The sequence below is a fragment of the Pseudomonas azerbaijanorientalis genome, from assembly GCF_019139795.1.
GTDB classification, from domain to species: Bacteria; Pseudomonadota; Gammaproteobacteria; order Pseudomonadales; family Pseudomonadaceae; genus Aquipseudomonas; species Aquipseudomonas laurylsulfatiphila.
Map to the genome: position 1 here is coordinate 1787413 of NZ_CP077078.1, position 26384 is coordinate 1813796.

The following is a 26384-nucleotide window of genomic DNA, read 5'->3' on the forward strand; positions in this document are numbered from 1 at the left end:
CCAGGTTGAAAAATTTACATCTGGTTAAATTTTTTTGGATTTTCCTGCATTTGTTACCAAACAGCAAGGGTGAGAAACGCTCGCAATTACGAGCCCAGGGCTGATCTGGTATCGCTCGATGGCTTCAAGGACTGGTTCTACGCATGAGCCCCTTGTCCCCTCGGTATCCTTAATGCGCTTTGTTCATCCCCCACCATTTATCGGCCGGTCCGCAATACCATTCATTCCTTCGTATAGGCCCGGCGAGGTTTCATGTTCATTCAGGGTCTACTCTCATTCTGGCAGGGTCCCCCGACGAGAGCCGAGCGTTTCTCGAGAAATAAAATTACGGCTATCATATTGCGTTTGAATTATGACTATAATAAATACCGCTTGCGCCGGCGTGCCCTGGTGTCAGGCGTCCCTCAGCATCCTTCAGGAGCACCGTCATGAATTCAGTTCAGTCCCAAGGTACGGCCCTTGTCACCGGTGCTTCGTCCGGCATCGGGGCAGTTTACGCCGAGCGGTTGGCGGCCCGTGGTTTTGATCTTTTGCTCGTGGCTCGCGACGAGCAGCGACTGGAGGCGGCCGCGAGCAAACTGCGTTCGGAGCATGGGATCGAGGTTGAAGTGCTGAAGGCGGACCTGACTCAAAAAGCAGATGTGCTGCAGCTCGAACAGCGGTTACGCAGCGATTCGAGTATCAGTCTGTTGCTCAATAACGCCGGCGTGGCGGCGGACGGGCTTTTGGCCAATGCCGATATCGACCAACTGGAGCGAATGATTCAGTTGAATATCACCGCTGTCACGCGATTGGCCGCGGCGGCTGCAGCCGGTTTTACCAAGGCCGGGCGCGGCACAATCATCAATATTGCGTCGGTGGTGGCCTTGTTTCCCGAGCGTTTCAATGCGACCTACAGCGCCAGCAAGGCCTATGTATTGAGCCTGACTCAATCGTTGAACGCCGAACTGGACGGCACCGGGGTGAAGATCCAGGCGGTGCTGCCCGGTGTAACCCGAACCGAGATCTGGGAGCGCTCCGGCATCGATGCGTCACAAATTCCTGCGGACATGGTGATGGAGGCGGGTGAGATGGTCGATGCTGCATTGTCGGGTCTGGATCAGGGCGAATTGATCACTATTCCTTCATTGCCCGATGCGGCGGATTGGAATGCGTTCGTGGCGGCGCGTCTTGTGATGGCGCCTAACCTGTCCAAAAGCAAGGCTGCTGCCCGTTATCGGTAAGTGCCATCAATCAGATTGAGGTGTGAGCGGTATGAATGATCGTCGTGTGGTTGTAACAGGCATGGGCCTGGTGTCGCCGCTGGGGAGCGGTGTCGAAGTGGTCTGGGAGCGGCTGCTGGCCGGGCGTTCCGGGCTGCGTAATCTGCCGGATGAGGTGATTGCCGATCTGCCGGCCAAGGTCGGCGGTGCGGTGCCGACCTTGGCGGATGACCCGCAGGCGGGTTTCGATCCGGACCGGGCGACCCCGCCGAAGGAGCAGAAGAAGATGGACCGCTTCATTCTGTTCGCCATGGAAGCCGCGCGTCAGGCATTGGAGCAAGCCGGCTGGCAAGCGCTGGATGCCAATGCCCAGGAGCGTACGGCCACCATCATCGGTTCAGGCGTGGGTGGTTTCGGTGCGATTGCCGACGCGGTGCGTACTACCGATAGCCGTGGTCCGAGGCGTTTGTCTCCGTTCACCATTCCTTCATTTCTGGTCAACCTCGCGGCCGGTCATGTGTCGATCCAGCATGGCTTCAAGGGGCCATTGGGCGCGCCGGTCACGGCATGCGCTGCCGGGGTTCAGGCGATTGGCGACGCGGCGCGAATGATTCGTGCGGGTGAGGCGGATATCGCGGTGTGCGGCGGTACGGAAGCGGCGATCGATCGGGTCAGCCTTGCCGGGTTCGCGGCTGCTCGTGCCTTGTCCAGTGCTTACAACGAAACGCCTGAGCGCGCATCACGACCTTTCGACAGTGGTCGCGATGGCTTTGTCATGGGTGAAGGGGCCGGGCTACTGGTCATCGAGTCTCTGGACCATGCGCTGGCCCGGGGCGCCAAGCCCCTGGCAGAGCTGGTCGGCTACGGCACCAGCGCCGATGCCTATCACTTGACCGCCGGTCCCGAGGACGGCAGCGGTGCGCGGCGAGCGATGTCGTTGGCATTGGCACAGGCCGGTGTTTCTCCGGCTCAGGTCCAGCATCTGAATGCTCATGCAACCTCGACTCCGGTAGGGGATCTGGGTGAGCTGGCGGCGATCAAGGCGTTGTTCGGTGCGCAAAACGGCATCGCAGTGACATCGACCAAGTCGGCGACCGGACATTTGCTCGGTGCCGCGGGTGGACTCGAAGCGATCTTTACGCTGCTGGCAATCCGCGACCAGGTCGTGCCGGCGACCCTCAATTTCGAAAAACCGGACCCTGCCACTGAAGGCGTGGACATTGTTCATGGCAGCGCACGGCCGATGGCCATCGAATATGCGTTGTCCAACGGCTTCGGATTTGGCGGGGTCAATGCCAGTGTGCTGTTCAAGCGTTGGCAGGGTTAATCCTGCGGGTGTTTGAGGTGTTCGCGTGCGACGTCGAGAATCCGTTGGGCAAACCCGGCGTCAGCCACGCTGCGTGATAACAGCAGGGCGCCAACCAGCGTAGACATGATGACGATGCTACGGTCGGCGGTGTGCTCTCCGTCAAGAGTGTGCCGGATCTGCTCGAGTCGCGCCCGGAGCACGACGTCGCTGGTGGGGCTCGGTTGACCACGCAGCCCCAGTTCCGAAGAAATGGTCGGCAGCGGGCAACCCTCGTGAGGTGAGGTTTGATGCCATTCGGACAGGTAGGTGTCGATGAAGGCTTCGAGCGGGTGTTCCTCGGCGAAGATTTGCGCGCACAACTCGTCGACTTGTACGCCAGCCTCTTGCAAGGCTTTTTCCACCAGTTCGTCCTTGGACTTGAAGTGCGAGTAAAAGCCACCGTGGGTGAGGCCCAGTGCTTTCATCAGGGGTTGCAGCCCGGTCGCGCCGATACCGTCGCGTCTAAATCGCGCTGAAGCTTCCTTGATTATGCGTTGGTGGGTCTGGGCTTTATGGTCCTGCGAGTAACGCATCTGATATCTCCGCATCAATGCGGCCCATATTAACCAATGAAAATTGCATGGTGACTGTACTTCTATTTCTAAAAAGCATGCAGATGCTTCGATATGGGTACAAATCGGCATGATTTCAGGGCAGCCACGCAAAAACAAACCCCGCCGTTCAAGGCGGGGTTTTCATTCAGCGGTCCTGCGCTTCCTTGGCGTCCATTTCCGCATTGCGTTCGGCGACGCGCTTACGTTGCTCTTCGGTCAGTTCGACTTTGTGAGCGGTGTCGCGCAGCATCATCAGACCACCAACGATCGAGCCAATGGCAACGACCAGAATCAACCAGGCATACCAGGGCATAGGACTCTCCTTGAAAAGCAGGCGGGTCGACGAGGGTTCGTCAACCGATCGCGTATAGCACTTTGAGTGACGGGGTTTCATCGCAGTTCCATCGCTATCACCCCCATTCTATGCCTGTTGTTCAAGGTTCACTTGAACGCTTTCAAAGTCCGGTCAGCATCGCATCCGCCGGTGCGTCGGCGCGCAATTGCGCGGTGAGCGTGAAGTACACGAAACCTGCGGCCATGAAGCCCAGGAAGATCAGGCCGATCAAGGTGTTGAACCAGGCCATCGCCACCAGGCATACCACCGCCAGCATCAGCGCAATGAACGGCACCAGCGGGTAGCACGGGGCGCGGAAGGTGCGCTCCAGGTTCGGCTCGGTTTTGCGCAGCTTGAACAGGCTGAGCATGCTCATGATGTACATGACGATGGCGCCGAATACCGCCATGGTGATCATCGCCGCCGTCAGCGTCATGCCGCCGAGGTTGATCAAACCGTCGCTGTAGATCGCCGCGATGCCGATCACGCCGCCGGCGATGATCGCACGGTGGGGAGTCTGGAAGCGCGACAATCTGGCCAGGGACGCCGGCAGGTAGCCGGCGCGGGCAAGGGCGAAGAACTGGCGCGAATAGCCAAGGATGATCCCGTGGAAACTCGCCACCAGGCCGAACAGGCCGATCCACACCAGCATGTGTAGCCACCCGGAGCTTTCGCCGACCACGGTTTTCATCGCCTGGGGCAGCGGGTCGTTGATGTTTGACAGGGTGCGCCAGTCGCCGACGCCACCGGCGAAGAACATTACGCCCATCGCCAGCAGCACCAGGGTCAAAATACCGCTGATATAGGCTTTGGGAATGGTGCGTTTCGGGTCCTTGGCTTCTTCGGCGGCCATGGCGGCGCCTTCGATGGCCAGGAAGAACCAGATGGCAAAGGGGATGGCCGCGAACATTCCGGCAATCGCCGGGGCGCCGAACACGTCGGTGCCGGCCCAGCCATTGAGGGCGAAGTTGCTGAAGCTGAACGCCGGCGCGACCACGCCCATGAACACCAGCAATTCAGCGACCGCCAACACGCAGACCACCAGCTCGAAGGTCGCCGCCAGTTTCACGCCGAGGATGTTGAGTCCCATGAACAGGATATAGGCACCGACTGCCGCGTGTTTCGGGTCCAGGGCTGGAAACTGGACATTGAGATAGGCGCCGATGGCCAGGGCAATCGCCGGTGGGGCGAAAACGAATTCGATCAATGTCGCCAGGCCGGCGATCAATCCGCCTTTTTCCCCAAACGCACGACGGCTGTAGGCAAAGGGGCCTCCAGCGTGAGGAATGGCGGTGGTCAACTCGGTGAAACTGAAGATGAAGCAGGTGTACATGGTGGCGACCATGAAAGAGGTCACCAGAAAGCCCAAGGTCCCGGCCACGCCCCAGCCATAACTCCAGCCGAAATACTCCCCGGAAATCACCAGCCCGACGGCAATGCCCCACAGATGCAACGTGCCCAGCGTGGGTTTGAGTTGTGTGTTCATGCGCTTGCTCCCTGAGTGGTTTGGAACGCTCGGGGGGAGGCCAGTGCAGTGGGCGTGCCATTTTTCGAGGGGGCGTCGTAATGGACTGAAAGGCGTCGTATCGGAGATGTTCGCAACTGAATGTGCGAACTTTGTGCGTCAGTCGGGGGCGTCGTTGCTACTAATGCTGCTTTCGCGAGCAAGCCCGCATGTCTGCTACGACGCCGCTGTGATGCGGATACGTCGAATTTCAAAGCAGGTGCGGGCTGCTGTTGATGTTCAGGTTTGTTCGGTAAGGCACTCGCGCAACGCCGTCTGCCAGTCAGGTTGACTGACGCCCCAATCGCGTTGCAAGCGACTGCAATCCAGGCGCGAGTTGAGCGGCCGGGCGGCGGGCGTCGGGTAGTCGCTGGACGGGATCGGTAACAGGGCGGCGCAGGGCTTGCCCTGTTGCCGCAATGCTTCGCCGATTGCCTGGGCGAAGCCGAACCAGGAGGTCTCACCTTGAGCGCTCAGGTGATAAGTACCCCAGTTGGCCACCTCATTCGCCTGCCAGTGTTCAATCAGGGCAAGGGTGCTGTTGGCGATTGTGCCGGCCCAGGTAGGTGCTCCGATTTGATCGGCGACTACCCGCAACTCCGGTTTCTCTTGCAGCAATCGCTGCATCGTCAGTAGAAAGTTGCGGCCATGGGTTGAATAGACCCAACTGGTACGCAGGATCAGGTATTTGCCTTGCACATCCTTGATGGCCTGTTCACCGGCCAGCTTGCTCTTGCCGTATACCCCGAGCGGATTGGGCGTGTCGTCCTCGTTGTAAGGACCGGCTTTCAACCCGTCGAAAACATAGTCCGTGGAGTAATGTATCAACGGGATGTCCAGAGCCAGCGCCTCTTCGGCGAGTATGCCGGGAGCGATCGCGTTGATGGCAAAGGCTGCTTGCGGCTCGCTTTCTGCCTGGTCGACCGCTGTATGGGCCGCCGCGTTGATGATCAGATCGGGCCTGACGTTTTGCACCTGGCGGCGAATCTGATCGGGTTGCGCGAGATTGAGTTGATCGCGACCCAATACAATCAGTTCGCCGATAGCCCCCAGTCGCCGTTGCAGTTCATGTGAGACCTGACCGTTGCGACCATTGATGAGTACTTTCATGGCTGCAGCCCAGTCTCTTCACGAGGCAAATCGGGCTCACACAGATTCATTGCGCTTCCCCTGCCAGTTTGGCCAGGTACTGGCCATAACCCGTCTTGCCAAAGTACCGGGCGCGCTCCAGCAGCTGTTCGCGGTCGATCCAGCCATTTTCATAGGCTATTTCTTCGAGACAGGCGACTTTGAGGCCTTGGCGGTGTTCGATGGTCTGTACGTATTGAGAGGCTTCGAGCAAGCTGTCGTGGGTGCCGGTGTCGAGCCAGGCGAAACCTCGACCAAAACGCTCGACCTGCAGGTCTCCGCGTTGCAGATAGGCATTGTTGACGTCAGTGATTTCCAGCTCGCCGCGAGGCGAAGGTTTCACCGCTTTGGCGATCTCGATCACGTCGTTGTCGTAGAAATACAGGCCGGTTACGGCATAGCTGGATTTCGGCTTTTTCGGTTTTTCTTCGATCGACAGCGCACGGCCATCGCTGTCGAAGTCGATGACGCCGAAGCGCTCGGGGTCCTTGACCCAATAACCGAACACGGTGGCGCCGGAAGAGCGTTTTGCCGCGTTCTGCAATTGTTCGCCAAAGTGCTGGCCGTGGAAGATGTTGTCGCCCAGGATCAGGCACACAGGGTCATCGCCAATGAACTCCTCGCCAATCAGGAAAGCCTGGGCCAGACCGTCCGGAGATGGCTGCTCGGCAAAGCTGAAGTTCACCCCGAACTGGCTGCCGTCACCCAGCAGATTGCGATACTGCGGCAGATCCTGCGGGGTGGAGATCAGCAGGATATCCTTGATGCCGGCCAGCATCAGCACCGAGATCGGATAGTAGATCATGGGCTTGTCGTAGACTGGCAACAGTTGCTTCGACACGCCGAGCGTAATCGGGTGCAGGCGCGTGCCCGAGCCACCCGCCAAAACGATGCCTTTCATCATGCGAGCAGCTCCTTGGGATTGATGGCGCCAAGGCGTTCACCCTGATAGCTGCCGTCCTGGACACGGCGGCACCATTCCAGGTTGTCCAGGTACCATTGAACGGTTTTGCGCAGGCCGGTTTCGAAGGTTTCTTCGGGCACCCAGCCCAGTTCGCGCTCAATCTTGCCGGCGTCGATTGCGTAGCGTAAGTCATGACCAGGACGATCCTGGACGAACGTGATCAGGTCGGCGTACTGCGCAACGCCCTCAGGCTTGTGCGGTGCCAGTTCTTCAAGCAGGGCGCAGATGCCGCGCACCACGTCGATGTTCTTTTGTTCGTTGTGCCCGCCGATGTTGTAGGTCTCGCCGACGGTTCCGGTGGTCACCACCTTGAGCAGTGCCCGGGCGTGATCCTCGACGAACAGCCAGTCGCGCACTTGCAGGCCGTTGCCATACACCGGCAGCGGCTTGCCGGCCAGGGCGTTGAGGATGACCAGTGGAATCAGTTTCTCGGGGAAGTGGAAAGGCCCGTAATTGTTCGAACAATTGGTCAGCAGCACGGGCAGGCCATAGGTTCGCTGCCAGGCGCGGACCAGGTGGTCGGACGCGGCCTTGCTGGCGGAGTAGGGCGAGCTGGGTGCGTAGGGCGTCGTTTCCGTAAACAGGTCGTCGACACCGTGCAGGTCGCCGTAAACCTCGTCAGTGGAGATGTGATGAAAGCGGAACGCGCTTTTCTCGGGCGCCGGGAGGGCTTGCCAATACGCGCGGGCGGCTTCGAGCAGGCTGTAGGTGCCGACGATGTTGGTCTGGATGAATTCCGATGGCCCATCGATGGATCGATCGACGTGGGACTCCGCAGCCAGGTGCATGATCGCGTGAGGCTGGAAACGGGCCAGCACTGCACTGACGGTGGCCTGGTCAACAATATCGGCCTGAACGAACTCGTAGCGCGTGTCGTTGGCAATGCTGGTCAGCGATTCGAGATTGCCGGCATACGTCAGTTTGTCCAGGTTGAGCACTTCATGCCCGGTGTGTTGAATCAGCTCGCGGACAAGGGCCGAGCCTATGAAACCGGCTCCGCCGGTAATAAGGATACGCACGTTGGGCCAGCCTTTTTCAGTAATGCGAATGGCGGTAGCTTGCAGGCGCGAGCGGGGAGGTGCAAGAGTTCTTGACCCATTTGGTTGCGTCGCGCCAATCAGGTTCGATTATCCATGAGTTGCCGCCGTCACTCACTACTCTTGCGCACAATTTGGAGTTCCAGGTACGACCTTCGCGGTTTTTTACGTATCGGAAGGCCTTCGCGCACCCCGTAACCCCAGCGTAAACCCACTCTTTACGCTTTCTTTATGTCCGGCCCGCACCCTCGGTCTCGCTCCTTTACAGCCTCCTTTCCGACAATGACTCCACACGCGGCAATACGCCGTAACACGGAGAACTTCCATGAGCGTTCTGGACGGAGTGTCACTGCTGTTGGCAGTGGGGCTGTTCATTTATCTGTTGGTTGCGCTGTTGCGCGCGGACCGGAACTAGGAGCGGCTATGCACAGTTATGACTATTGGCTGATCCTCGGGTTTTTCGCCCTGGTATTGGTCCCGGCGCCGTTTCTCGGGCGTTTCTACTACAAGGTGATGGAGGGGCAGCGCACGTGGCTGTCGCCGGTCCTGGGCCCGGTCGAACGCGGTTGCTATCGGCTGGCCGGCGTCGATCCGCACGCCGAACAGACTTGGCAGAAGTACACCCTGGCCTTGCTCGCCTTCAACCTTGCGGGTTTCCTGCTGCTGTTCGCGATCCTGCTGTTCCAGGACCATTTGCCGCTGAACCCGCAAAACCTGCCGGGGCAGGAGTGGACGCAGGCGTTCAACACCGCCGTCAGTTTCATGACCAACACCAACTGGCAGTCCTACAGCGGCGAAGCGTCCTTGAGCTACTTGAGCCAGATGGCCGGCCTCACCGTGCAGAACTTCGTCAGCGCCGCCACTGGCCTGGCCGTACTGGTTGCGCTGTGCCGCGGCATCGGGCGCAAATCCACGGCATCGCTTGGCAACTTCTGGGTCGACATGACCCGCGCCACCCTCTACGGCCTGTTGCCGCTGTGCCTGTTGCTGGCGCTGTATCTGGTCTGGCAGGGCGTGCCGCAAACCTTCGCGCAGTACGTGAATGCGGTGACGGTGCAAGGCGTTGACCAGGTCATTCCCCTGGGCCCGGCTGCCAGCCAGATTGCGATCAAGCAATTGGGTACCAACGGTGGCGGCTTCTTCGGCGTCAACTCGGCGCATCCGTTCGAGAACCCGACGGCCTGGAGCAACCTGTTCGAAGTGGCCTCGATCATCCTGATCCCGGTGGCGCTGGTTTTTACCTTCGGCCACTACGTGAAGGACCTGCGTCAGAGTCGCGCGATCATCGCCTGCATGCTGGCGCTGTTCCTGATCGGCGGCGCGACCTCGCTATGGGCTGAATACCAGCCGAACCCGACCCTGAACAACGTAGCCGTCGAGCAGACTGCGCCGCTGGAAGGCAAGGAAGCGCGTTTCGGCACTACCGCCACGGTGCTCTGGTCGGTGACCACCACGGCGGCGTCCAACGGCTCGGTCAACGGCATGCATGACAGCCTCAATCCGCTGAGCGGCATGGTGGCCCTGGTCAACATGATGGTTGGCGAGGTGATCTTCGGCGGCGTCGGTGCCGGGCTCTACGGCATGTTGCTCAACGTGCTGATCGCAGTGTTCCTCGCCGGCCTGATGATCGGTCGTACGCCGGAGTACCTCGGCAAGAAACTGCAAGCCAGGGAAGTGCAATTGCTGGTGGTGACCCTGATGGTCATGCCGATTGGCGTATTGGTGCTCGGCGCGATTGCCGCCAGCCTGCCAGGCCCGGTGGCCTCGGTGAGTAACCCTGGCGCCCACGGTTTCAGTCAGTTGCTCTACGCCTACACCTCGGCCAGTGCCAACAACGGTTCGGCTTTCGGCGGCTTCGGTGCCAACACGCCGTTTCACAACCTGATGCTGGGCCTGGGCATGTTGATTGGTCGCTTCGGTTACATCCTCCCGGTTCTGGCCCTGGCCGGTAGCCTGGCGATGAAGAAAACCGCACCGATTGGTCAGAACAGCTTCCCGACCCACGGCCCCCTGTTCGTGACCTTGCTGACTGTGACCATTTTGCTGGTGGGCGGCCTGACATTCCTGCCGACCCTGGCACTGGGCCCGATTGCTGAACATCTGAGCATGGCCTTCTGAGGAAGTTGAAGATGAATATGCCTGTATCCAAAACCGTCGCCGTCAAGGCGCCGGAGCAACCGAAAACTGCGATCTCGGCCCTGTGGCGCCCGGCGCTGGTGCAAGCCTTCGTCAAGCTCGATCCACGGCAACTGCAGCGCGCACCGGTGATGCTGGTGGTCGAACTGACCGCGATCCTGACCACCGTGCTGTGCTTCATTCCCGATACGGCCGTACCGACCTTCGTCGCCGCGCAAATTGCCGTGTGGCTGTGGTTCACCGTGTTGTTCGCCAACTTCGCCGAAGCTTTGGCTGAAGGTCGTGGCAAGGCCCGCGCCGACAGCCTCAAGGCCGGAAGCGAAGGCTTGAGCGCCCGGCGCAAAACCAGCAACGGCACGTTCCAGGTGGTGCCGGCCACCAGCCTGCGCAAAGGTGATGTGGTGCGTGTCGAAGCCGGGGAGATGATCCCCGGTGACGGCGAAGTGCTCGAAGGTATCGCAGCGGTCAACGAAGCGGCGATTACCGGTGAGTCGGCACCGGTGATTCGTGAGTCCGGCGGCGACCGCTCGGCCGTCACCGGCAATACACGGCTGGTGTCCGACTGGCTGTTGGTGAAGATCACCGCCAACCCTGGCGAGTCGACCCTGGACCGCATGATCGCCCTGGTCGAAGGCGCCAAACGCCAGAAAACCCCGAACGAAGTGGCGCTCGACATCCTGCTGATCGGCCTGACCCTGATTTTCCTGCTGGTGGTCGTCACCCTGCAACCGTTCGCCCACTTCGCCAACGGCAGCCTGCCGCTGGTGTTCCTGGTGGCACTGCTGGTCACCTTGATTCCGACCACCATCGGCGGCCTGTTGTCGGCCATCGGTATCGCCGGCATGGATCGTCTGGTGCGCCTGAACGTGATCGCAAAGTCCGGTCGTGCGGTGGAAGCGGCGGGGGACGTGCACGTCCTGCTGCTGGACAAGACCGGCACCATCACCTTCGGTAACCGTCGTTGCTCGGCGGTGTATGCCGCGCCAGGCGTGACAGCCAGGGAGTTGGCCGAAGGCGCGTTGCTGGCGTCGCTGGCCGACGACACTGCTGAAGGCAAGTCGATCGTCGAGTACCTGCGTGGCACTCATCCGCAACCGGAACCGTCCGCCGACCTGCTGACAGCCGTGCCATTCAGTGCCGAAACCCGCCTGTCCGGTGTCGACTATCAAGGGCGCGTATACCGCAAGGGTGCGGTGGATTCGTTGCTGGCGTTCGTCGGCCTGAAACGTGCTGACCTGGCACCGGCCTTGTCCCGCGAAATCGACAAGATCGCGCAAAGCGGCGGCACCCCCTTGCTGGTCTGCGCCGACGGCAAGTTGCTCGGCGCGATCCACCTCAAGGACGTGGTCAAGCCTGGTATCCGCGAGCGTTTCGCCGAGTTGCGAAAGCTGGGCATTCGCACGGTGATGGTCACCGGCGACAACCCGTTGACTGCAGCCGCCATCGCTGCGGAGGCCGGTGTGGACGATGTGCTGGCGGAAGCCACGCCGGAGAAGAAACTGGCGCGCATTCGTCACGAGCAAAACGACGGGCGTCTGGTCGCCATGTGCGGCGACGGCGCCAACGATGCCCCGGCGCTGGCCCAGGCGGACGTCGGCATGGCGATGAACGACGGTACGCAAGCGGCGCGTGAAGCGGCCAACATGGTCGATCTCGACAGCGACCCGACCAAGTTGCTGGACGTGGTGCAGATCGGCAAGGAATTGCTGGTTACCCGCGGTGCGCTGACGACCTTTTCCATCGCCAACGACGTGGCCAAGTACTTCGCGATCCTGCCGGCGCTGTTCGCCGCGATCTACCCGCAACTGGGCGTGCTCAACGTGATGCACCTGAGCAGTCCGCAGAGCGCGATTCTGTCGGCGATCGTTTTCAACGCCTTGATCATTGTGGTGCTGATTCCCCTGGCATTGCGCGGTGTGCGCGTGCAGGCGGCGAGTGCGGCGGCGCTGTTGCGACGCAATCTGCTGATCTATGGCCTGGGCGGGATCCTGGTGCCGTTCGTGGGCATCAAGGCGATCGACATGCTGTTGACGGCGTTGCATCTGGTTTGACCTGCGCGGGGGGCCAGATGCACCGCCTTCGCGAGCAGGCTCGCTCCCACATTTGAAATGCTTTCGCCCTGTGGGAGCGAGCCTGCTCGCGAAGAATGCGACACGGTCCAATTGATTGAATTACGAATTCGAGGATTTTGAAATGTCCACATTGATACGCCCGGCCCTGAGCCTGCTGGTCCTGATGACGCTGATCACTGGCGTCGCTTATCCACTGGTGGTTACCGGCGTCGCCCAGGTCGCGTTCCCGGATCAGGCCAACGGCAGCCTGGTGCGCGATGCCGAGGGCAAGGTCCGCGGTTCCTCGCTGATCGCCCAGGATTTCGTCGGCGACGCTTGGTTCCACCCGCGTCCTTCGGCCGGTGCCTTTGCTACCGTATCGAGCAGTGCCAGCAACCTCTCGCCGAGCAACCCGGCTCTCGCCACGCGAGTGATCGACGAAGCCGGCAAGCTGCTGGTGCCCGGCCAGGGGGCGGTGCCATTGGCGCTGGTCACTACGTCGGGCAGCGGTCTCGATCCGCACTTGCCACCGGCGGCGATTGCCTATCAACTGGCGCGTGTCGCGGCGGCGCGCAATCTGCCGGTCGCGTCACTGCAACAGCTGCTGGACGCGCACATCGAACAGCCATTGGTAGGTCCGCCGGTGGTGAATGTGCTTGAGTTGAATCTGGCGCTGGAAAAGCTTTAGATCCGTGGTGCTGCCATTCGCGAGCAAGCCCGCTCCCACAATTGGAATGCGTACTCCTGTGGGAGCGGGCTTGCTCGCGAAGGCGGTTTGACAATCACTACATCAACATCTGAAAGACGAGAACTTCAAGCATGAGCAACTCCGGCCGCGCCGACGCGCTGTTAGCAGACCTGCCCCGCGATGGCCGTGGCCGGCTCAAGGTTTTTCTCGGCGCCGCGCCCGGAGTCGGCAAGACCTACGCCATGCTCCAGGCGGCCCACACCCAACTGCGTCAAGGCGTGAAGGTCATTGCCGGCGTCGTCGAAACCCACGGCCGCGCCGAAACCGAAGTACTGCTCAGCGGCTTGCCGCAGCAGCCGTTGGTGCGCTCGGAATACCGTGGTGTGTTGCTCGAAGAAATGGACCTGGACGGTCTGATCAAAGCCAAACCGAAGCTGGTGCTGGTCGATGAGCTGGCGCACACCAACGCACCCGGCAGCCGTCACGAAAAACGCTGGCAGGACATTCAGGAACTGCTCGCCGCCGGCATCGATGTCTACACAACGGTCAACGTCCAGCACCTGGAAAGCCTCAACGATCAGGTGCGTGGCATCACCGGCGTACAGGTCCGTGAAACCTTGCCGGACTGGGTGCTGCAAGAAGCCTACGAACTGCTGCTGATCGACTTGCCGCCACGGGAACTGCTCGAGCGCCTGCGCGATGGCAAGGTCTATGTGCCGGAGCAGGCGCGGGCGGCCATTGACGCGTTCTTTTCCCAGACCAACCTGACAGCCCTGCGCGAACTGGCGATGCAAACCGCAGCGGCTCAGGTCGATAACGATCTGGCCCTGGGCTATCGCCAACTTGGACAAGCGGCGCCAGCCGTGCGCGGGCGTTTGCTGGTAGGGGTGGACGGCGATGCCCAGGCCGAGCGTCTGGTACGGCATGCCAGTCGCGTGGCCCAACGGCGGCACCTGCCCTGGAGCCTGGTGCACGTGGACAACGGCCGCGTGCGTGACGAACAGTCCCGCCTGCGCCTGCAGAGCGCCCAGCAACTGGCCGAGCGCCTGGGCGGCGAAGTGGTGTTGCTGCGCGCCGGTGAGGTGGCGAAAACCTTGATCCAGCATGCCGCCGAACGTCGTGCCAGTCTGGTGCTGGTCGGCCAGTCCCGGCCGAGATTGCGCCGACGCCTGTTTGGTGGCGGGCTGGCGGCGCGGCTGCTGCGCAATGCGCGCGGACTGGAAATCAACGTTCTCGACGGCGATCACCAACAGCATCAACCTCATCAGCGGTCGATGGGGCCGCTGGTCTGGTTCGACTACGCGTTGGCGGTGGTCGCGACGGTCATGGCCAGTGCCCTGGCCTGGGCCGTGGCGAGTGTATTGCCACTGCCCAATATTTCACTGGTGTTCCTCGCCGCCGTGTTGCTGGTGGCGGTGCGCAGCAGTCTCGGGCCGGCGCTGGCCTGTGCGGCGTTGTCGTTTCTGACCTATGACTTCCTGTTCATTCCACCGACTTTTTCTTTCAGCATCCAGCGCGAAGAAGACGTGCTGACCTTGCTGTTTTTCCTGCTGATGGCAGCCCTCACCGGCAACCTCGCGGCGCGCCAGCGCAGGCAATTGCAGGCACTGCGCGATACCCAGGAAGAGACCACGGAATTGCTCGACCTGTCACGCAAACTGACAGCCGCCACCGACCGCCAGGCCGTGGTCAGTGCGGCCGCCCAACACCTCAACGGTTGGAGCGACGTGCAGCTGTGTCTGCTCAATCGCGACGGGCAGAGCGGCTGGAAAGTCGAAACCGGTGGCCCGCTGGAGTTTACCGAAGCTGAGCGCGCCGCCGCCGATTGGGCCTGGCAGCACGATCAACCGGCAGGTGCGGGCACCGGCACCTTGCCGTTCGGCCGCTGGTGGTGGTGGCCGTTATCGGTCGAGGACGGCCCGCTCGCGCTGCTTGGCGTGTGCGCCAAGGAAGGCCAGACCCTGAGTGGCCAGCGCCGTCGCTTGTTGACCGCGCTGAGCCAGCCGCTGGCCCAGGCGCTGGCCCGTGCGCAACTGGCCGATGATCTGGAAGCGGCGCGGCTGCACGGTGAAACCGAGCAGTTGCGCAGTGCCTTGCTGGCTTCGGTGTCGCACGATTTGCGCACACCCTTGACGTCCATGCGCGGCAGTATCGATAGCCTGCTGGCCCTGGGTGAAGCGATCCCGCTGGAGGATCGGCGTGAGCTGCTCGAGGGCACCCGCGATGAAGCCGAGCGCCTTGATCGTTATATCCAGAATCTGCTCGACATGACCCGCCTCGGCCACGGAGCCCTGAAGCTGGCGCGGGACTGGGTGTCACCGGCCGATATCGTCGGCAGTGCGCTCAATCGCTTGCGCGCAGTCCTTGCGCCGCTGCAAGTCAGCACCGACGTGCCGGCCGAGTTACCGCTGCTGTATGTGCACGCCGCGCTGATCGAACAGGCATTGGTCAACGTGCTGGAAAACGCCGCGCGGTTTTCACCGCCCCACGGGCGTTTGCAATTGCGCGCCGGGGCCGACGACAGTGAGCTGTTTTTTTCGGTCAGCGATGAGGGCCCGGGGATTCCGGAGGAGGATCGGGCGAAGATTTTCGACATGTTCTACACCGCGGCGCGAGGTGATCGTGGCGGACAGGGCACCGGACTGGGGCTGGCGATCTGTCAGGGCATGGTCGGTGCCCATGGCGGGCGCATCAGCGTCGCCGACGGCATCGAGGGACGCGGTACCTGCATCACGTTACACCTGCCGCTACAGGCTCAGCCGGGATACGAGAGTGAAGCCTGATCGTGCTTGCGCTACTCTCTTGCCACTTCTTTTTGTTGATGTGAATTCATGAGCCAGACCGCGACCATACTGGTCATCGACGACGAACCGCAGATCCGCAAATTCCTGCGCATCAGCCTCGCTTCCCAGGGCTACAAAGTGCTGGAGGCCGGCACTGGCAGTGAAGGCTTGGCCCAAGCTGCATTAAACAAACCGGACTTGCTGGTGCTCGACCTCGGCTTGCCGGACATGGACGGCCAACAGGTATTGCGCGATTTTCGCGAGTGGTCGACGGTGCCGGTGCTGGTGCTCTCCGTGCGCGCCAGTGAAGGGCAGAAAGTCGAGGCCCTGGATGGCGGCGCCAATGACTACGTGACCAAGCCGTTCGGTATCCAGGAATTCCTGGCGCGGATTCGTGCGTTGCTGCGCCAGGCGCCCGTCGGCGAAACCCAGCCAGCGGCGCTGAGCTTCGGTCCTTTGACGGTCGACCTGGCGTATCGCCGGGTATTGCTCGACGGTATCGAAGTTGCGTTGACTCGCAAGGAGTACGCCGTGCTGGCGCAACTGGCGCGGCATCCCGGGCGGGTGATCACCCAGCAGCAATTGCTCAAGGACATCTGGGGGCCGACACACACCGAAGATACTCACTACCTGCGCATCGTGGTCGGGCACTTGCGCCAGAAACTGGCGGATGACCCGACCCAACCCAGGTTTATCGTGACCGAGGCGGGGGTGGGGTATCGGTTGTTGAGTGAATAGTTTTGAAATTTTGTGGTGACTGATCTGGCGTTTTCGCGAGCAAGCCCGCTCCCACAGTGAATCTTTGGTGTACACAAAATCCCATGTGGGAGCGGGCTTGTTCGCGAAGAGGGCATTACATTCAATCGAGAACTTTCAGACGTTCAATTCTGCTCATTCTCATACCGATCCAGCGTATCGCGCGCAATCTCCCGTCCCAGCGCGATCAGCTCCGGCGCCTTGTAGAACTCGAAAAAACGGCACACGCGCTTGGGCACGTTGATCAGGATGTCCGGCGGATACCCGGCAATCTTGTACTGCGCCAGCGACGTCTGCATCACCTCGAAACTCTGGTTGATCAAGTCGAGCAAGGATGCCGGCCCGACGTTGTCGATGATGAACGAACCGGTGGCGGAGCGGGGCGCGCCACTGGCTTCCGGGGCGGCCGCGGGTTGTTGGGCTTCGGGTTCGGCGGACTCGATCCACGGGTTGAAATCCGCCCCTTCGGCTTTCAACGCTTCCTGCTCCAGGATCAACAATTGTTCCGCCTGTTTACGCCGGAACGGCAACTTCGAGCCGACAGAGCTCATCAGGTTGTCGAAGCGGCTCTTGAACGCGGCAGGGCGCTGGATCACCGGCAATTGATAGTGGCGCTGGTTGGTGGAGTTGAGGTTGACCGCGATGATCAGGTCGCAATGGCTCGACACCACGGGCACGATCGGCAGCGGGTTGAGAATGCCGCCATCGACCAGCATGCGGTTGCCCTGCATCACCGGGGTGAACAGGCTGGGAATCGCTGCCGAGGCGCGCATCGCCTGGTGCAGGCAACCTTCCTGGAACCAGATTTCCTGCTGGTTGGTCAGGTCGGCGGCAACGGCGGTATAGGGGATACGCAAGTCTTCGATGTTGATCTCGCCGACGATCTTGCGAATCTGCCCGAACACCTTCTCGCCACGAATCGCCCCCAGACGAAAACTGACGTCCACCAGGCGCAACACGTCGAGGTAATCCAGGCTCTCGATCCAGTCGCGGTATTCATTGAGTTTGCCGGCGGCGTAGATCCCGCCCACTACCGCGCCCATGGAGCAACCGGCGATACAGGCAATGTCATAGCCGCGCCGTTCGATCTCTTCAATGACCCCAATATGTGCGTAACCCCGGGCTCCACCCGAGCCCAATACCAGTGCGACACGCTTTTTCATGAATCGCCCTCGTTTGAATGCTTCAACAATGCACCCATCGAGGGGCATGCTTCAATCGTCATGGTCGTTCGAGGGGGCAAGAGCGTCGTATTTTCGACACTCCATGGCGGCACATGGTTGTTCTCGTCAGCGCTATAGTTCGCACAGCGGACCAACGGCACTTTTCAGGTGCTACACCGTCTTACCTGCATGACTGTTGACCTATTTTTGAGGAGTAAGTGATGAAAGCCTGGATCTGCGTGCCATTGATTGCCCTGGCACTCGCCGGTTGTGCCGGAAAAACCGCCTACCGCGACAGTTGCGGAAGTAACCTGGATGCGGCATGGCATGAACTGGACCTGGCCAAAGCCGAAGGTTTCGCCGGGACCGTCAGCTACTCCAAGGCCCTGTCGCTGTTGACCGCGGCCAAGACCCAGCAGCAATTCGAGGGGTTCGAAGGCTGCACCAGGAAAGCCGAGAAGGCTCGTTTCTATATTCGTGAATCGCGCGCGGGGCGCTGAAGGCAAAAAGCAGCTGCAGGCTCTAAGCTACGAGTTGCAAGACTCATCGGGCTTGCAGCTCGTAGCTTGCAGCCTGGCGCTGTTTACGGAGTAAACCCCCATGATCGATCGGCTGGTGGCTCATGTCCTGGGCCTGGAAGTTCGTCTGCTGGCCTGTCAGGCCCGCTTGAGAGAGCGGACTGACCCTGAAGCTTTACACGATCTGCGCACAACCATGCGTCGGTTACGCAGTCTGTTGCGGCCTTTGCGCGGGTTGCCCGGTGTCGAACAACTGGAGGTGGCCGCCTCGCGGGTGGGCGATCTGACCACGCCGTTGCGTGATCGCGAAGTGCTGGCGGCGTACCTGCTTGAGCACGGTCAACCTCACGCTGCACAGTGGCGCATGGCGCAAATGGCCGAAGCTTATCCGGCCGTGGCGGCCAGTCCCGAGCTCGCGCAATTGCTGATCGTGCTCGATGCGTTTCCGCGTTTTCTGCGCGCTGCCCAGCGCCAGGGATTGCTCAAGGGCCTGCGCAAGCGCATCGAAAAACGCCTGGGCAAGCAGTGGAAAAAACTCGATGAAGCACTGCACGACCCGGCCCACGACCGTCATCGGCTACGCCTGCTGATCAAGCGCGTGCGCTATGGTATCGACGCTTACCCCGAGCTGGACCGTTTACCGAAAGCGGCCATGCCCCGATTGAAATCGGCTCAGGGCGCGCTGGGTGAGTGGCACGATTGCGTGCAATGGCTGGCCATGGCTGAGCAGGAAGCGGATTTGCGGCCCTGTGTCGCGGTCTGGACAACCACCATGGCCGAGGCAGAAAGCCGGGCGGACCGGGTGCTGGAAAAGCTCAGTCGCGATTGCTTCAAATCCTGATATCACCACCGAACAAATGTGGGAGCGGGCTTGCTCGCGAAAGCAGTGTGTCAGTCAGCATTGATGCTGAAGCTGATGGCCTCTTCGCGAGCAAGCCCGCTCCCACAGGAGGTTTATGTTCGATATGAAACCTGCGCGACTTATCTGTCAGTCAATTTGTCCGGAATAGGCGATGTATCCATCTCGCCGGCTGGTTAAGATCCCTTCATCTTTTTCCGATCCCTTGAGGTTTTCATGCGTTTTTCCGAACTGCTTGACGCTGTCCGTAGCCAGCCGCTGGAGCTGTCCATTCCGGCCTCCTGGGGCCAGGGGCGCGCCAGTTTCGGTGGCGTGGTGGCGGCTTTGCAGTACGAAGCCATGCGTGCCCGGGTACCAGCGGATCGTCCGGTGCGCTCATTGGCGATCACCTTTGTCGGCCCGGTTGAGCCTGAGGTTCCAGTCAGCTTTGAAGTCGACGTATTGCGCGAAGGCAAGGCGGTCAGCCAGGTGTTGGGCCGGGTGATGCAGAAGGGCCAGGTGGTGACGTTGATCCAGGGGAGCTTCGGCGCTTCACGCCCTTCGGTGGTGGCCGTGGCCGCTGAACCGGCACCTGAAATGAAGCACTGGGACGAATGCCAGGAATTGCCTTTTATCGAAGGCGTCATCCCTGAGTTCATGCGGCACCTGGCGATGCGCTGGAGTGTTGGCGGGCTGCCGTTCAGCGGTAGCACATCGCGGCAAATGGGTGGTTGGGTGCGCTTGCGCTGCGATGACAAGGAAGAGGCCATCGGCGAGGCGCATATCCTCGCACTGGTGGACGCCTGGCCGCCGGCCCTGATGCCGTTTTTGAAGAAGCCGGCGATGGGCAGCACGCTGACCTGGACCATCGAGTTCGTGCAACCGCTGCTGGAATTGACCACCCTGGACTGGTGCAAATACCTCGTCGAGACCGAGCACGCCGCCGACGGTTACGGGCACGCCGCCGCCAAAATGTGGAGCGCCGATGGCCGGTTGATCGCCATGAGCCGGCAGACGGTGACGGTGTTCGCCTGATCAGTGACGACGGTGGCGCTCACGCCAGGCGCGCCACCAGCCACCACTGAGGAAGAACCGCGGAAAGGTCAGAAACTGCTCGACCAACAGGCGCGATACTGCATCCTTGCGGTCACTGAACGGCTCGGCGGCTTGCGTCTCCATGCTGTGGCCGTGGCGTTGCAGGGCCAGCGCCGCAATCACGCCGATCACGCCAATGGCGATGTTGGCCAGGCTCAGGCTGAAGACCCCGGATACGATCAGCAGAAACGCCACGATGAACAGCGGCACCGCGATCAGGTGTAACACCAGATTGGTCGGGTGCTGATGATTGTTCGGGTACGCTCGCCATTGCCAGGCGGGAAGGTTGGGGTGACGTTTGCCCATGTTGCTGATCCTCGATCCATGTTGAACACATGTAATGAAGAATAGGCCCGGTCAACGCCGGCGGCGAATCAAGGCTGGCTATTGGCTTGATAGGTGCCATGACTGGAATTGATGGTGCCAGTTCTGACGCCTTCGCGAGCAAGCCCGCTCCCACATTTTGAGCGTATTTCAATGAAAGAACGCGGTCACCTGTGGGAGCGGGCTTGCTCGCGAAAGGGCCCTCAGAGTTTGAGCTGACCTATCGCCTTGCTCAACTCCCCGGCCAATGCCGCCAACTCATTGCTGGTAGTCGCCGAAGTCACCGTCTGCTGCACCGTGTTTTCAGTCACGTCACGGATGCTCACCACCGCCCGGTTCATCTCTTCCGCCACCTGGCTCTGCTGCTCGGCCGCCACGGCGATCTGTGTGTTGCTTTCACGCATCTGTGCCACTGCGCCGGTGATTTCAGCCAGGGCTGCGCCGGCCTCTTGCGCCTGTCGTACGCAGTCATCGGCCTTGAACGAGCTATCTTGCATGAAATCCACGGCGTCCCGCGTCCCGGCCTGCAACGCCGACACCATGATCGTGATTTCGTCCGTGGAGGCTTGCACGCGTTTGGCCAGGTTACGTACTTCATCGGCGACTACCGCAAAGCCGCGCCCCATCTCGCCGGCCCGGGCCGCTTCGATGGCGGCGTTGAGCGCCAGCAGGTTGGTCTGTTCGGCGATGCTGTGAATCACGTTGACCACGCCGTTGATCTTCTGGCTGTCCTCGGCAAGGCGTTGAATCATCTCGGCGGTCTGCTGCACGCCGGTGGACAGCCCGGCAATCGAGCGCTGCACCCGCGTCACCACTTCCTGCCCACTACCGGCCAGGGTATCGGCCGATTGTGAAAGGTCACGGGTGGCGCCCGCGTGCTGGGCGATGTGATAGACCGTGGCGGTCATTTCATTGATCGCCGTGGCGGCCTGATCGGTTTCGCTTTGCTGACCGAGCATGCCGTGGCGCACTTCATTCATGCTCGCCGCCAGCCGCGCGGCGCCGATATCCAGTTGCCGGGCGGTGCTGGCGACGGTGTTGACCACCCGTTGATAACCGGCCTGCATGGCGTTGAAGGCGTTGGCCATCTGGCCGACTTCGTCGCTGCAAGCCAATGGCACGCGGGTCGACAGGTCGCCGGTTTTCTCCACGTGCAACATGACGTCTTTCAAGGTGTTGAGCTGGCTGAGCAGGAATCGGATCAGCAACTGCGATGCGCCGAGCATGGCCAGCATCAGGATGAACACCGCCACCGCGTAGTGGGCGAAGCGCTCGCTGAACACCTGGCCCAGGCTTGGACCGTGGGCGATCACGGCGACCCGCTGCCCGTCGGCGCGCGCGAACACTTCGGCGCCCATCAACGGGTTGTCACCGAACAGCGGCATCGGGTTGATCTCGACCCAGCCATTGGCGTCGGCCAGTTCTTGCACGGGGTGCTCATTGAGCATGGGGGCTTGCCCGCGGCTGAACGCCAGCAGGTTGTCGGCGGGGGGCAGCGGTTGCCCGGCGGGCCAGGCTTCGAGCAATCGCGCCTGGGCCTGGGCTGAAGCCTGTGAGGCGTGACTGCGGGCCTGCTGCTCAAGCTGCACCGCGTATAGCACCAGCAACAGGGTGGTGATGAACGCGACGGCGTTGACCGCCCAGAATTTGTATTTCAGCGAGATATTGCTAAGCCAGGCACCCATGGAGGTCTTCTCTGATAGCGGAAACAGTTTTGGCAAGGTGCCATTATTGTGCCGCTACTCAGGTGGCTGGTTCTTGATGCAGATCAATTTCAAACCTGTGGGAGCGAGCTTGCTCGCGATTGCGGTTTGTCAGTCACATCCGTACCGAATGTGTTGCCGCCATCGCGAGCAAGCTCGCTCCCACAGGGATTTATGGTGAACAGGAGATCAATGGCAGGCCATAAAACGCGCGTGCACAGGCTGTGGTGTGTGCCGCCAGATCCTCCTGGCTTTCCCCGCGATGCAGTGCCACTTCGCGCAATACTTCGGTCAGGTACGCCGGCTCGTTTCGCCCGTTTTTCGGCTTGGGGCGCAGGCTGCGCGGCAGCAGGTACGGTGCATCGCTTTCGAGCATCAGGCGTCCGCGCTTGATCTCCCTGACCAGCGGATGCAAATGCGTGCCCCGGCGCTCGTCGCAGATCCAGCCGGTAATGCCGATGTGCAGGTCGAGGTCGAGGTAGCTGAACAGCGCCTTCTGCTCCCCGGTGAAGCAGTGCACCACCGCGGCCGGCAATTGGTCGCGGAAGTCGCGCAGGATCTCCAGCAAACGCTGGCTGGCGTCGCGTTCGTGCAGAAATACCGGCAACTGCAATTCGACGGCCAAGGCCAGATGTTCTTCGAGCACCTTTTCCTGCTGCGGGCGTGGCGAGAAATCACGGTTGAAATCCAGCCCGCATTCACCCACGGCCACCACATTCGGCTCGTCAAGCAAGCTGCGCAAACGTCGGGCGCTGTCGGCGTTCCAGTCGCTGGCGCAGTGCGGGTGAATACCGGCGGTGGCGAACAGGCGCTGATTGCTTTCGTCCAGTTGCCGGCACAGCTCAAGGGCCTGTTCGCTGCCCTCGACACTGGTGCCAGTCAGCACCAGTTGGCACACGCCGGCCGCGTAGGCGCGGTCGAGTACGGCCTGGTGTTTGTCGGCAAAACTGGCGTTGGTCAGGTTGACGCCGATATCGATGAGTTGCATGGTGCTACCTCGGCCCAAAGGCCGGAAAGCATATCAGAGCCGTGGATTTATAAGAAAAGCCAAGAACTACAACGGGTTAACGCTGTCTCTTGAGCCGCGGACCAGGCTGGCTTGGTAATTTTGCCATCACTGTGCCAGTCTTTCGCCCGTTGTCAGCGCCCTGGGCACCCTGTTTTTGTCGTCGCGTTTCATTGACGCGGCCTCATATTCTTTCCGGAGAGTGGATGATTCGTCCCTCGGTTTTGCTATTGCTGTGTTGTTCGCTGCTACTGCCGATGACGGCGGTCGCGCGTCTGCCCGGGCCGCTGCAAGCCGTACCGGCCAGCGAGGTGCGCGACCTTGCGCAGATCCGCAGCAGTCGTGTGCTGCGGGTGCTGGTCAACCAGAGCCGCAACAGTTCCGGTGAAGTCCAGGGGCAGGCGATCGGGGTTGAATACCATCGCCTGAGAGCGTTCGAGCAATACCTCAACGGTCACGCCCGTGACGGTCAGGAAATCACCCTCAAGATCATTCCCAAGGCCAAGGATCAACTGCTGGGCGCCTTGCAGCGCGGGGAGGGCGATCTGGTGGCGCCAGGCGAGTTGCTCGATCTGCAACCGGGCTTTGCCGTCAGCACAAGTGAGCCGATTGCCAGCAACATCCCGTTGGTCCTGGTGGGCATCAAGGGCGAACGCCGCTACACCCGGCTTGAACAGCTCTCCGGCAAGACCCTGGCGTTACCCGCCGGCAGCGCCGCCGGGGATGCCGTCAGCCAGATCAATCAAAAGCTCGCCTTGCACAAACTGCCACCGGTCAACATCGAGTGGGTCGATCCGAGCCTTGCCGTCGAGGACGTACTGGAGATGGTCCAGGGTGGAATCTTTCACCTGACCATCGTCGAGCAACCGATTGCCGAGCGCTGGGGCAAGATCCTGCCCAAGCTGCGTTTCGACAAGCAGGTCGTCATCCGTGAGCCGGGCGAGGAGTTCTGGTTCGTACGCCGCGATGCGTCGATGCTGCGGGCCAGCATCAATCGCTTCCTCACCGTCTACAAAAAACCATCGGATCAGGACGCTGCATTCCTGCGCATCTATCGCCGTCTCTATCAAGTGCACTATCCACTGGCCAAGACGGACCGGCAGCGCCTGGAAAAACTCCGGCCGGTGCTGCAGAAACACGCCGATGCCCAGGGCATGGACTGGCTGAGCCTGGCGGCGCTGGCCTTCAAGGAGTCGGCGTTGCAGCCCACCGCCCGCAGTGGCGGCAGCCCGACCGGACTGATGCAGATCACGCCTTCTGCGGCGCAGCGGGTGGGGGTCAGCAATATTCAGGACGTAGACGGCAATGTGCAGGCCGGGGCCAAGTACCTGGCGATGATCCGGCGCAAGTTCTTTGCCAGCCCGAAACTCAACGAGCGCGAACGCATGGCCTTCGTGCTGGCGGCCTACAACATCGGACCGGAGCGGGTTCAGGGCATGCGCACCGAAGCCCGGCGGCGAGGACTGAATCCCAACCAGTGGTTCTTCCAGGTCGAGCGCGTGGCCATGGAGCAGGTGGGTATGGGGCCCGTCAGCTATGTTAATAGCGTGAACAAGTATTACTTGGCGTTCGACCGGGAGCGGGAGTCGTTGGAGCCCCAGGGACAAAAGGTTGTCTCTCGCAAATGATCAACTAATCTGATTGTAATAGCGGGTTTTTTGCGCTTTTAACATGTGATTTATTGATTAATATGGCGCCCAACCCACACACACTGACAAGGATTTAAACAGCATGAGCACTCTGATCAACAAGGTACTGTTTACCCGCGCTGGCTACGGCCTGACCGTTCTGCGCATCGTGGTCGGCATTGTTTTCGCCGCTCACGGCGCGCAAAAACTCTTCGGGGCATTCGGTGGTTATGGTCTGGCCGGAACCGCACAGTACATGGAAAGCCTCGGACTGACGCCGGGTTACCTGATGGCGGCACTGGCGGGCGGCACCGAATTCTTTGCCGGCCTGGCGCTGATCATCGGCTTACTGGTTCGCCCGGCTGCATTGGGCCTGGTCTTCCTGTCGCTGGTCGCGATTTTCTCGGTGCACATCAGCAATGGACTGTTCATGGCCAACAACGGTTATGAGTTCGCCCTGGCCTTGCTCGGTGGCAGTATCGCGGTGCTGATCGAAGGTGCGGGCAAACTCTCGGCGGACCGTGTCATCGCCGGCTGACCGCTCTGGTTCAACGAAAATGACCCGCCTCGTGCGGGTCTTTTTTGTTGAGCGTCATTCTTGACACTGTCCAGTCAGCTTCTCTAGGATGTTGCCCATGCGCCGATTTAAACAGCTACTTGCGGGGCGCCAGGTGACTCATTCAGTTGCCGATAGAAGCCGGAACAGGCTTCGAAATACCGCTAAAGCGCTGGTTCGGTGTTGCCTCTCACCTGCCATGCAGACTTTTGAGGCAGAGACACGACACAATGAATGCACTAAACCCGGTAGTACGTCCCGCGCCGATCACGGCACATCTCACCCAGCGCAATCCAAAAATCCTGCTTGGCGGCAAACATCAGCCGACGCTCTTGCGTTATCTCGATGGCTGGCCACGTCGTACCGGCGGTCCCGCTGCCTTTCTGATCCAGTTTGTCGAAGACGGTGAGTCTCTCGCCCGTTTCGCCGACGACACTTTTGATCTGGCAGTGATTCAATCCCCCAGCCTCGAAGATGCTCCTGAAGTGATCAGGCAACTGACTCGCGTTGCCCGGCAAGGGCTGATCACCCGCCCTTGAGGTTTACGGGTAGTCGATCGCCACGATATAAACACACTGCTCACCGGTCGGTGTCTGGACCCGGACTTCGGCGTCCAGTGCCTTGCCGATCAGGGCTCGGGCCAATGGCGAGTCAATGCTGATCAGGCCTTGTTTGAGGTCCAGTTCATCCGGCCCGACAATGCGGTAGCGCGACTCCTTGCCATCCTCGTCCTCGATCGTGACCCAGGCGCCGAAATAGACCTTGTTCGGATCGCTGGGCTTTTCGCTGACAACCTTCAGCGCTTCCAGGCGTTTGGTGAGAAAACGCACGCGGCTGTCGATTTCTCGCAGCATCTTTTTGCCGTAGGTGTACTCGGCGTTCTCCGAGCGATCACCCTGTGCCGCGGCTTCGCTGACAGCCTGGGTAACCTGGGGTCGACGCACATGCCACAGCTCATGGAATTCGGCGCGCATCCGCGCTTCACCCTCGGGGGTGATCAGCGCGGTGCCGGCGGTGCGGGGAGGGCGGTAACGGCTCATGGCAACTTCTTGTGGTGGAGACGGCTGG

Annotated in this window: 25 protein-coding genes; 14 read left to right on the plus strand and 11 right to left on the minus strand. The window is 61.0% G+C overall.

Annotated elements, in window-relative coordinates; genetic code table 11:
- Positions 1 to 428 precede the first annotated feature (428 nt).
- Together KSS91_RS07845 and fabF are read left to right on the plus strand one after the other, a co-directional pair.
- Positions 429 to 1223: an SDR family NAD(P)-dependent oxidoreductase gene (locus KSS91_RS07845; RefSeq protein WP_217837529.1), complete on the plus strand. Its 795-nt coding sequence runs from the start codon at positions 429 to 431 to the stop codon at positions 1221 to 1223.
- 31 nt (positions 1224 to 1254) lie between these two features.
- Positions 1255 to 2529, plus strand: coding sequence for a beta-ketoacyl-ACP synthase II (gene fabF / locus KSS91_RS07850; RefSeq protein ID WP_217837530.1), 1275 nt, complete (start codon positions 1255 to 1257; stop codon positions 2527 to 2529).
- On the opposite strand, the gene KSS91_RS07855 is transcribed toward fabF, so the two are convergent.
- The 6 genes from KSS91_RS07855 to rfbB form a co-directional block, all read right to left on the minus strand.
- Positions 2526 to 3083 carry a TetR/AcrR family transcriptional regulator gene (locus tag KSS91_RS07855; protein ID WP_217837531.1) on the minus strand — a complete coding sequence of 186 codons (558 nt, stop codon included), beginning with the start codon at positions 3081 to 3083 and terminating at the stop codon, positions 2526 to 2528. The genes fabF and KSS91_RS07855 overlap by 4 nt on opposite strands.
- A gap of 166 nt (positions 3084 to 3249) precedes the next feature.
- Complete coding sequence (locus KSS91_RS07860; RefSeq protein ID WP_007973599.1) at positions 3250 to 3417, minus strand: DUF2897 family protein; 168 nt, start codon at positions 3415 to 3417, stop codon at positions 3250 to 3252.
- A 142-nt stretch (positions 3418 to 3559) separates the two neighbouring features.
- Positions 3560 to 4924: an ethanolamine permease gene (gene eat / locus KSS91_RS07865; protein WP_217837532.1), complete on the minus strand. Its 1365-nt coding sequence runs from the start codon at positions 4922 to 4924 to the stop codon at positions 3560 to 3562.
- Between the two features lie 258 nt (positions 4925 to 5182).
- Entirely contained in the window at positions 5183 to 6052 is an 870-nt protein-coding gene (rfbD, locus tag KSS91_RS07870; protein ID WP_217837533.1) for a dTDP-4-dehydrorhamnose reductase, read from the minus strand.
- A gap of 46 nt (positions 6053 to 6098) precedes the next feature.
- Complete coding sequence (gene rfbA, locus KSS91_RS07875) at positions 6099 to 6974, minus strand: glucose-1-phosphate thymidylyltransferase RfbA (RefSeq protein ID WP_217837534.1); 876 nt, start codon at positions 6972 to 6974, stop codon at positions 6099 to 6101.
- Positions 6971 to 8053 carry a dTDP-glucose 4,6-dehydratase gene (rfbB, locus tag KSS91_RS07880; RefSeq protein WP_217837535.1) on the minus strand — a complete coding sequence of 361 codons (1083 nt, stop codon included), beginning with the start codon at positions 8051 to 8053 and terminating at the stop codon, positions 6971 to 6973. The genes rfbA and rfbB overlap by 4 nt, the downstream gene beginning before the upstream one ends.
- A 343-nt stretch (positions 8054 to 8396) precedes the next feature.
- On the opposite strand from rfbB, the gene kdpF reads away from it, so the two are divergent.
- The 6 genes from kdpF (at position 8397) to KSS91_RS07910 (ending at position 16467) form a co-directional block, all read left to right on the plus strand.
- Complete coding sequence (gene kdpF, locus KSS91_RS07885; protein WP_007899818.1) at positions 8397 to 8486, plus strand: K(+)-transporting ATPase subunit F; 90 nt, start codon at positions 8397 to 8399, stop codon at positions 8484 to 8486.
- Positions 8487 to 8494: 8 nt separating this feature from the next.
- Positions 8495 to 10189 carry a potassium-transporting ATPase subunit KdpA gene (kdpA, locus tag KSS91_RS07890; RefSeq protein WP_217837536.1) on the plus strand — a complete coding sequence of 565 codons (1695 nt, stop codon included), beginning with the start codon at positions 8495 to 8497 and terminating at the stop codon, positions 10187 to 10189.
- A gap of 11 nt (positions 10190 to 10200) precedes the next feature.
- The gene (gene kdpB / locus KSS91_RS07895) at positions 10201 to 12258 is read left to right on the plus strand and encodes a potassium-transporting ATPase subunit KdpB (RefSeq protein WP_007973593.1); all 2058 of its coding nucleotides are present in this window, start codon (positions 10201 to 10203) and stop codon (positions 12256 to 12258) included.
- Positions 12259 to 12400: 142 nt separating this feature from the next.
- On the plus strand, positions 12401 to 12946 hold the full coding sequence (gene kdpC, locus KSS91_RS07900; RefSeq protein ID WP_015094010.1) for a potassium-transporting ATPase subunit KdpC: 546 nt from the start codon (positions 12401 to 12403) through the stop codon (positions 12944 to 12946).
- Between the two features lie 131 nt (positions 12947 to 13077).
- Entirely contained in the window at positions 13078 to 15729 is a 2652-nt protein-coding gene (locus tag KSS91_RS07905; protein ID WP_217837537.1) for a DUF4118 domain-containing protein, read from the plus strand.
- Positions 15730 to 15777: 48 nt separating this feature from the next.
- Positions 15778 to 16467: a response regulator gene (locus tag KSS91_RS07910; RefSeq protein WP_217837538.1), complete on the plus strand. Its 690-nt coding sequence runs from the start codon at positions 15778 to 15780 to the stop codon at positions 16465 to 16467.
- A gap of 143 nt (positions 16468 to 16610) precedes the next feature.
- Here KSS91_RS07910 and KSS91_RS07915 read toward each other — a convergent pair whose 3' ends face one another.
- A complete protein-coding gene (locus tag KSS91_RS07915) occupies positions 16611 to 17648 on the minus strand; it encodes a patatin-like phospholipase family protein (protein ID WP_015094013.1) in 1038 nt (345 codons plus the stop codon).
- A gap of 221 nt (positions 17649 to 17869) precedes the next feature.
- Between KSS91_RS07915 and KSS91_RS07920 the strand changes: the two genes are divergently transcribed.
- The 3 genes from KSS91_RS07920 to KSS91_RS07930 all read left to right on the plus strand — a co-directional run bounded on the left by KSS91_RS07920 (position 17870) and on the right by KSS91_RS07930 (position 20039).
- A complete protein-coding gene (locus KSS91_RS07920; RefSeq protein WP_007973587.1) occupies positions 17870 to 18148 on the plus strand; it encodes a hypothetical protein in 279 nt (92 codons plus the stop codon).
- A 100-nt stretch (positions 18149 to 18248) separates the two neighbouring features.
- A complete protein-coding gene (locus KSS91_RS07925) occupies positions 18249 to 19007 on the plus strand; it encodes a CHAD domain-containing protein (protein ID WP_217837539.1) in 759 nt (252 codons plus the stop codon).
- Between the two features lie 234 nt (positions 19008 to 19241).
- Positions 19242 to 20039, plus strand: a complete 798-nt coding sequence (locus tag KSS91_RS07930) for an acyl-CoA thioesterase (protein WP_217837540.1) — start codon at positions 19242 to 19244, stop codon at positions 20037 to 20039.
- Here KSS91_RS07930 and KSS91_RS07935 read toward each other — a convergent pair whose 3' ends face one another.
- The 3 genes from KSS91_RS07935 to KSS91_RS07945 form a co-directional block, all read right to left on the minus strand.
- The gene (locus tag KSS91_RS07935; protein WP_095966385.1) at positions 20040 to 20405 is read right to left on the minus strand and encodes an Mpo1-like protein; all 366 of its coding nucleotides are present in this window, start codon (positions 20403 to 20405) and stop codon (positions 20040 to 20042) included. It lies immediately after the preceding gene.
- Positions 20406 to 20626: 221 nt separating this feature from the next.
- Positions 20627 to 22108, minus strand: coding sequence for a methyl-accepting chemotaxis protein (locus KSS91_RS07940; protein WP_217837541.1), 1482 nt, complete (start codon positions 22106 to 22108; stop codon positions 20627 to 20629).
- 190 nt (positions 22109 to 22298) lie between these two features.
- Entirely contained in the window at positions 22299 to 23114 is an 816-nt protein-coding gene (locus KSS91_RS07945; protein WP_217837542.1) for a TatD family hydrolase, read from the minus strand.
- A 224-nt stretch (positions 23115 to 23338) separates the two neighbouring features.
- Here KSS91_RS07945 and KSS91_RS07950 point away from each other — a divergent pair, with 224 nt between their 5' ends.
- The 3 genes from KSS91_RS07950 (at position 23339) to KSS91_RS07960 (ending at position 25855) form a co-directional block, all read left to right on the plus strand.
- A complete protein-coding gene (locus KSS91_RS07950; protein WP_217837543.1) occupies positions 23339 to 24760 on the plus strand; it encodes an MltF family protein in 1422 nt (473 codons plus the stop codon).
- A gap of 103 nt (positions 24761 to 24863) precedes the next feature.
- Entirely contained in the window at positions 24864 to 25298 is a 435-nt protein-coding gene (locus tag KSS91_RS07955; RefSeq protein ID WP_095966389.1) for a DoxX family protein, read from the plus strand.
- Positions 25299 to 25546: 248 nt separating this feature from the next.
- The gene (locus KSS91_RS07960) at positions 25547 to 25855 is read left to right on the plus strand and encodes a class I SAM-dependent methyltransferase (protein ID WP_217837544.1); all 309 of its coding nucleotides are present in this window, start codon (positions 25547 to 25549) and stop codon (positions 25853 to 25855) included.
- A gap of 3 nt (positions 25856 to 25858) precedes the next feature.
- On the opposite strand, the gene greB is transcribed toward KSS91_RS07960, so the two are convergent.
- Positions 25859 to 26356 (minus strand): transcription elongation factor GreB, encoded by a 498-nt coding sequence (gene greB, locus KSS91_RS07965; RefSeq protein ID WP_007973570.1) that lies wholly within the window; start codon positions 26354 to 26356, stop codon positions 25859 to 25861.
- Positions 26357 to 26384: the final 28 nt, after the last annotated feature.

Bases quoted from the DNA above. Each gene is read 5' to 3' on its own strand.
- KSS91_RS07845 (WP_217837529.1), top strand. From the start codon at position 429: ATGAATTCAGTTCAGTCCCAAGGTACGGCCCTTGTCACCGGTGCTTCG.
- fabF (WP_217837530.1), top strand. From the start codon at position 1,255: ATGAATGATCGTCGTGTGGTTGTAACAGGCATGGGCCTGGTGTCGCCG.
- KSS91_RS07855 (WP_217837531.1), bottom strand. From the start codon at position 3,083: ATGCGTTACTCGCAGGACCATAAAGCCCAGACCCACCAACGCATAATC.
- KSS91_RS07860 (WP_007973599.1), bottom strand. From the start codon at position 3,417: ATGCCCTGGTATGCCTGGTTGATTCTGGTCGTTGCCATTGGCTCGATC.
- eat (WP_217837532.1), bottom strand. From the start codon at position 4,924: ATGAACACACAACTCAAACCCACGCTGGGCACGTTGCATCTGTGGGGC.
- rfbD (WP_217837533.1), bottom strand. From the start codon at position 6,052: ATGAAAGTACTCATCAATGGTCGCAACGGTCAGGTCTCACATGAACTG.
- rfbA (WP_217837534.1), bottom strand. From the start codon at position 6,974: ATGATGAAAGGCATCGTTTTGGCGGGTGGCTCGGGCACGCGCCTGCAC.
- kdpF (WP_007899818.1), top strand. From the start codon at position 8,397: ATGAGCGTTCTGGACGGAGTGTCACTGCTGTTGGCAGTGGGGCTGTTC.
- kdpA (WP_217837536.1), top strand. From the start codon at position 8,495: ATGCACAGTTATGACTATTGGCTGATCCTCGGGTTTTTCGCCCTGGTA.
- kdpB (WP_007973593.1), top strand. From the start codon at position 10,201: ATGAATATGCCTGTATCCAAAACCGTCGCCGTCAAGGCGCCGGAGCAA.
- kdpC (WP_015094010.1), top strand. From the start codon at position 12,401: ATGTCCACATTGATACGCCCGGCCCTGAGCCTGCTGGTCCTGATGACG.
- KSS91_RS07905 (WP_217837537.1), top strand. From the start codon at position 13,078: ATGAGCAACTCCGGCCGCGCCGACGCGCTGTTAGCAGACCTGCCCCGC.
- KSS91_RS07910 (WP_217837538.1), top strand. From the start codon at position 15,778: ATGAGCCAGACCGCGACCATACTGGTCATCGACGACGAACCGCAGATC.
- KSS91_RS07915 (WP_015094013.1), bottom strand. From the start codon at position 17,648: ATGAAAAAGCGTGTCGCACTGGTATTGGGCTCGGGTGGAGCCCGGGGT.
- KSS91_RS07920 (WP_007973587.1), top strand. From the start codon at position 17,870: ATGAAAGCCTGGATCTGCGTGCCATTGATTGCCCTGGCACTCGCCGGT.
- KSS91_RS07925 (WP_217837539.1), top strand. From the start codon at position 18,249: ATGATCGATCGGCTGGTGGCTCATGTCCTGGGCCTGGAAGTTCGTCTG.
- KSS91_RS07930 (WP_217837540.1), top strand. From the start codon at position 19,242: ATGCGTTTTTCCGAACTGCTTGACGCTGTCCGTAGCCAGCCGCTGGAG.
- KSS91_RS07935 (WP_095966385.1), bottom strand. From the start codon at position 20,405: ATGGGCAAACGTCACCCCAACCTTCCCGCCTGGCAATGGCGAGCGTAC.
- KSS91_RS07940 (WP_217837541.1), bottom strand. From the start codon at position 22,108: ATGGGTGCCTGGCTTAGCAATATCTCGCTGAAATACAAATTCTGGGCG.
- KSS91_RS07945 (WP_217837542.1), bottom strand. From the start codon at position 23,114: ATGCAACTCATCGATATCGGCGTCAACCTGACCAACGCCAGTTTTGCC.
- KSS91_RS07950 (WP_217837543.1), top strand. From the start codon at position 23,339: ATGATTCGTCCCTCGGTTTTGCTATTGCTGTGTTGTTCGCTGCTACTG.
- KSS91_RS07955 (WP_095966389.1), top strand. From the start codon at position 24,864: ATGAGCACTCTGATCAACAAGGTACTGTTTACCCGCGCTGGCTACGGC.
- KSS91_RS07960 (WP_217837544.1), top strand. From the start codon at position 25,547: ATGAATGCACTAAACCCGGTAGTACGTCCCGCGCCGATCACGGCACAT.
- greB (WP_007973570.1), bottom strand. From the start codon at position 26,356: ATGAGCCGTTACCGCCCTCCCCGCACCGCCGGCACCGCGCTGATCACC.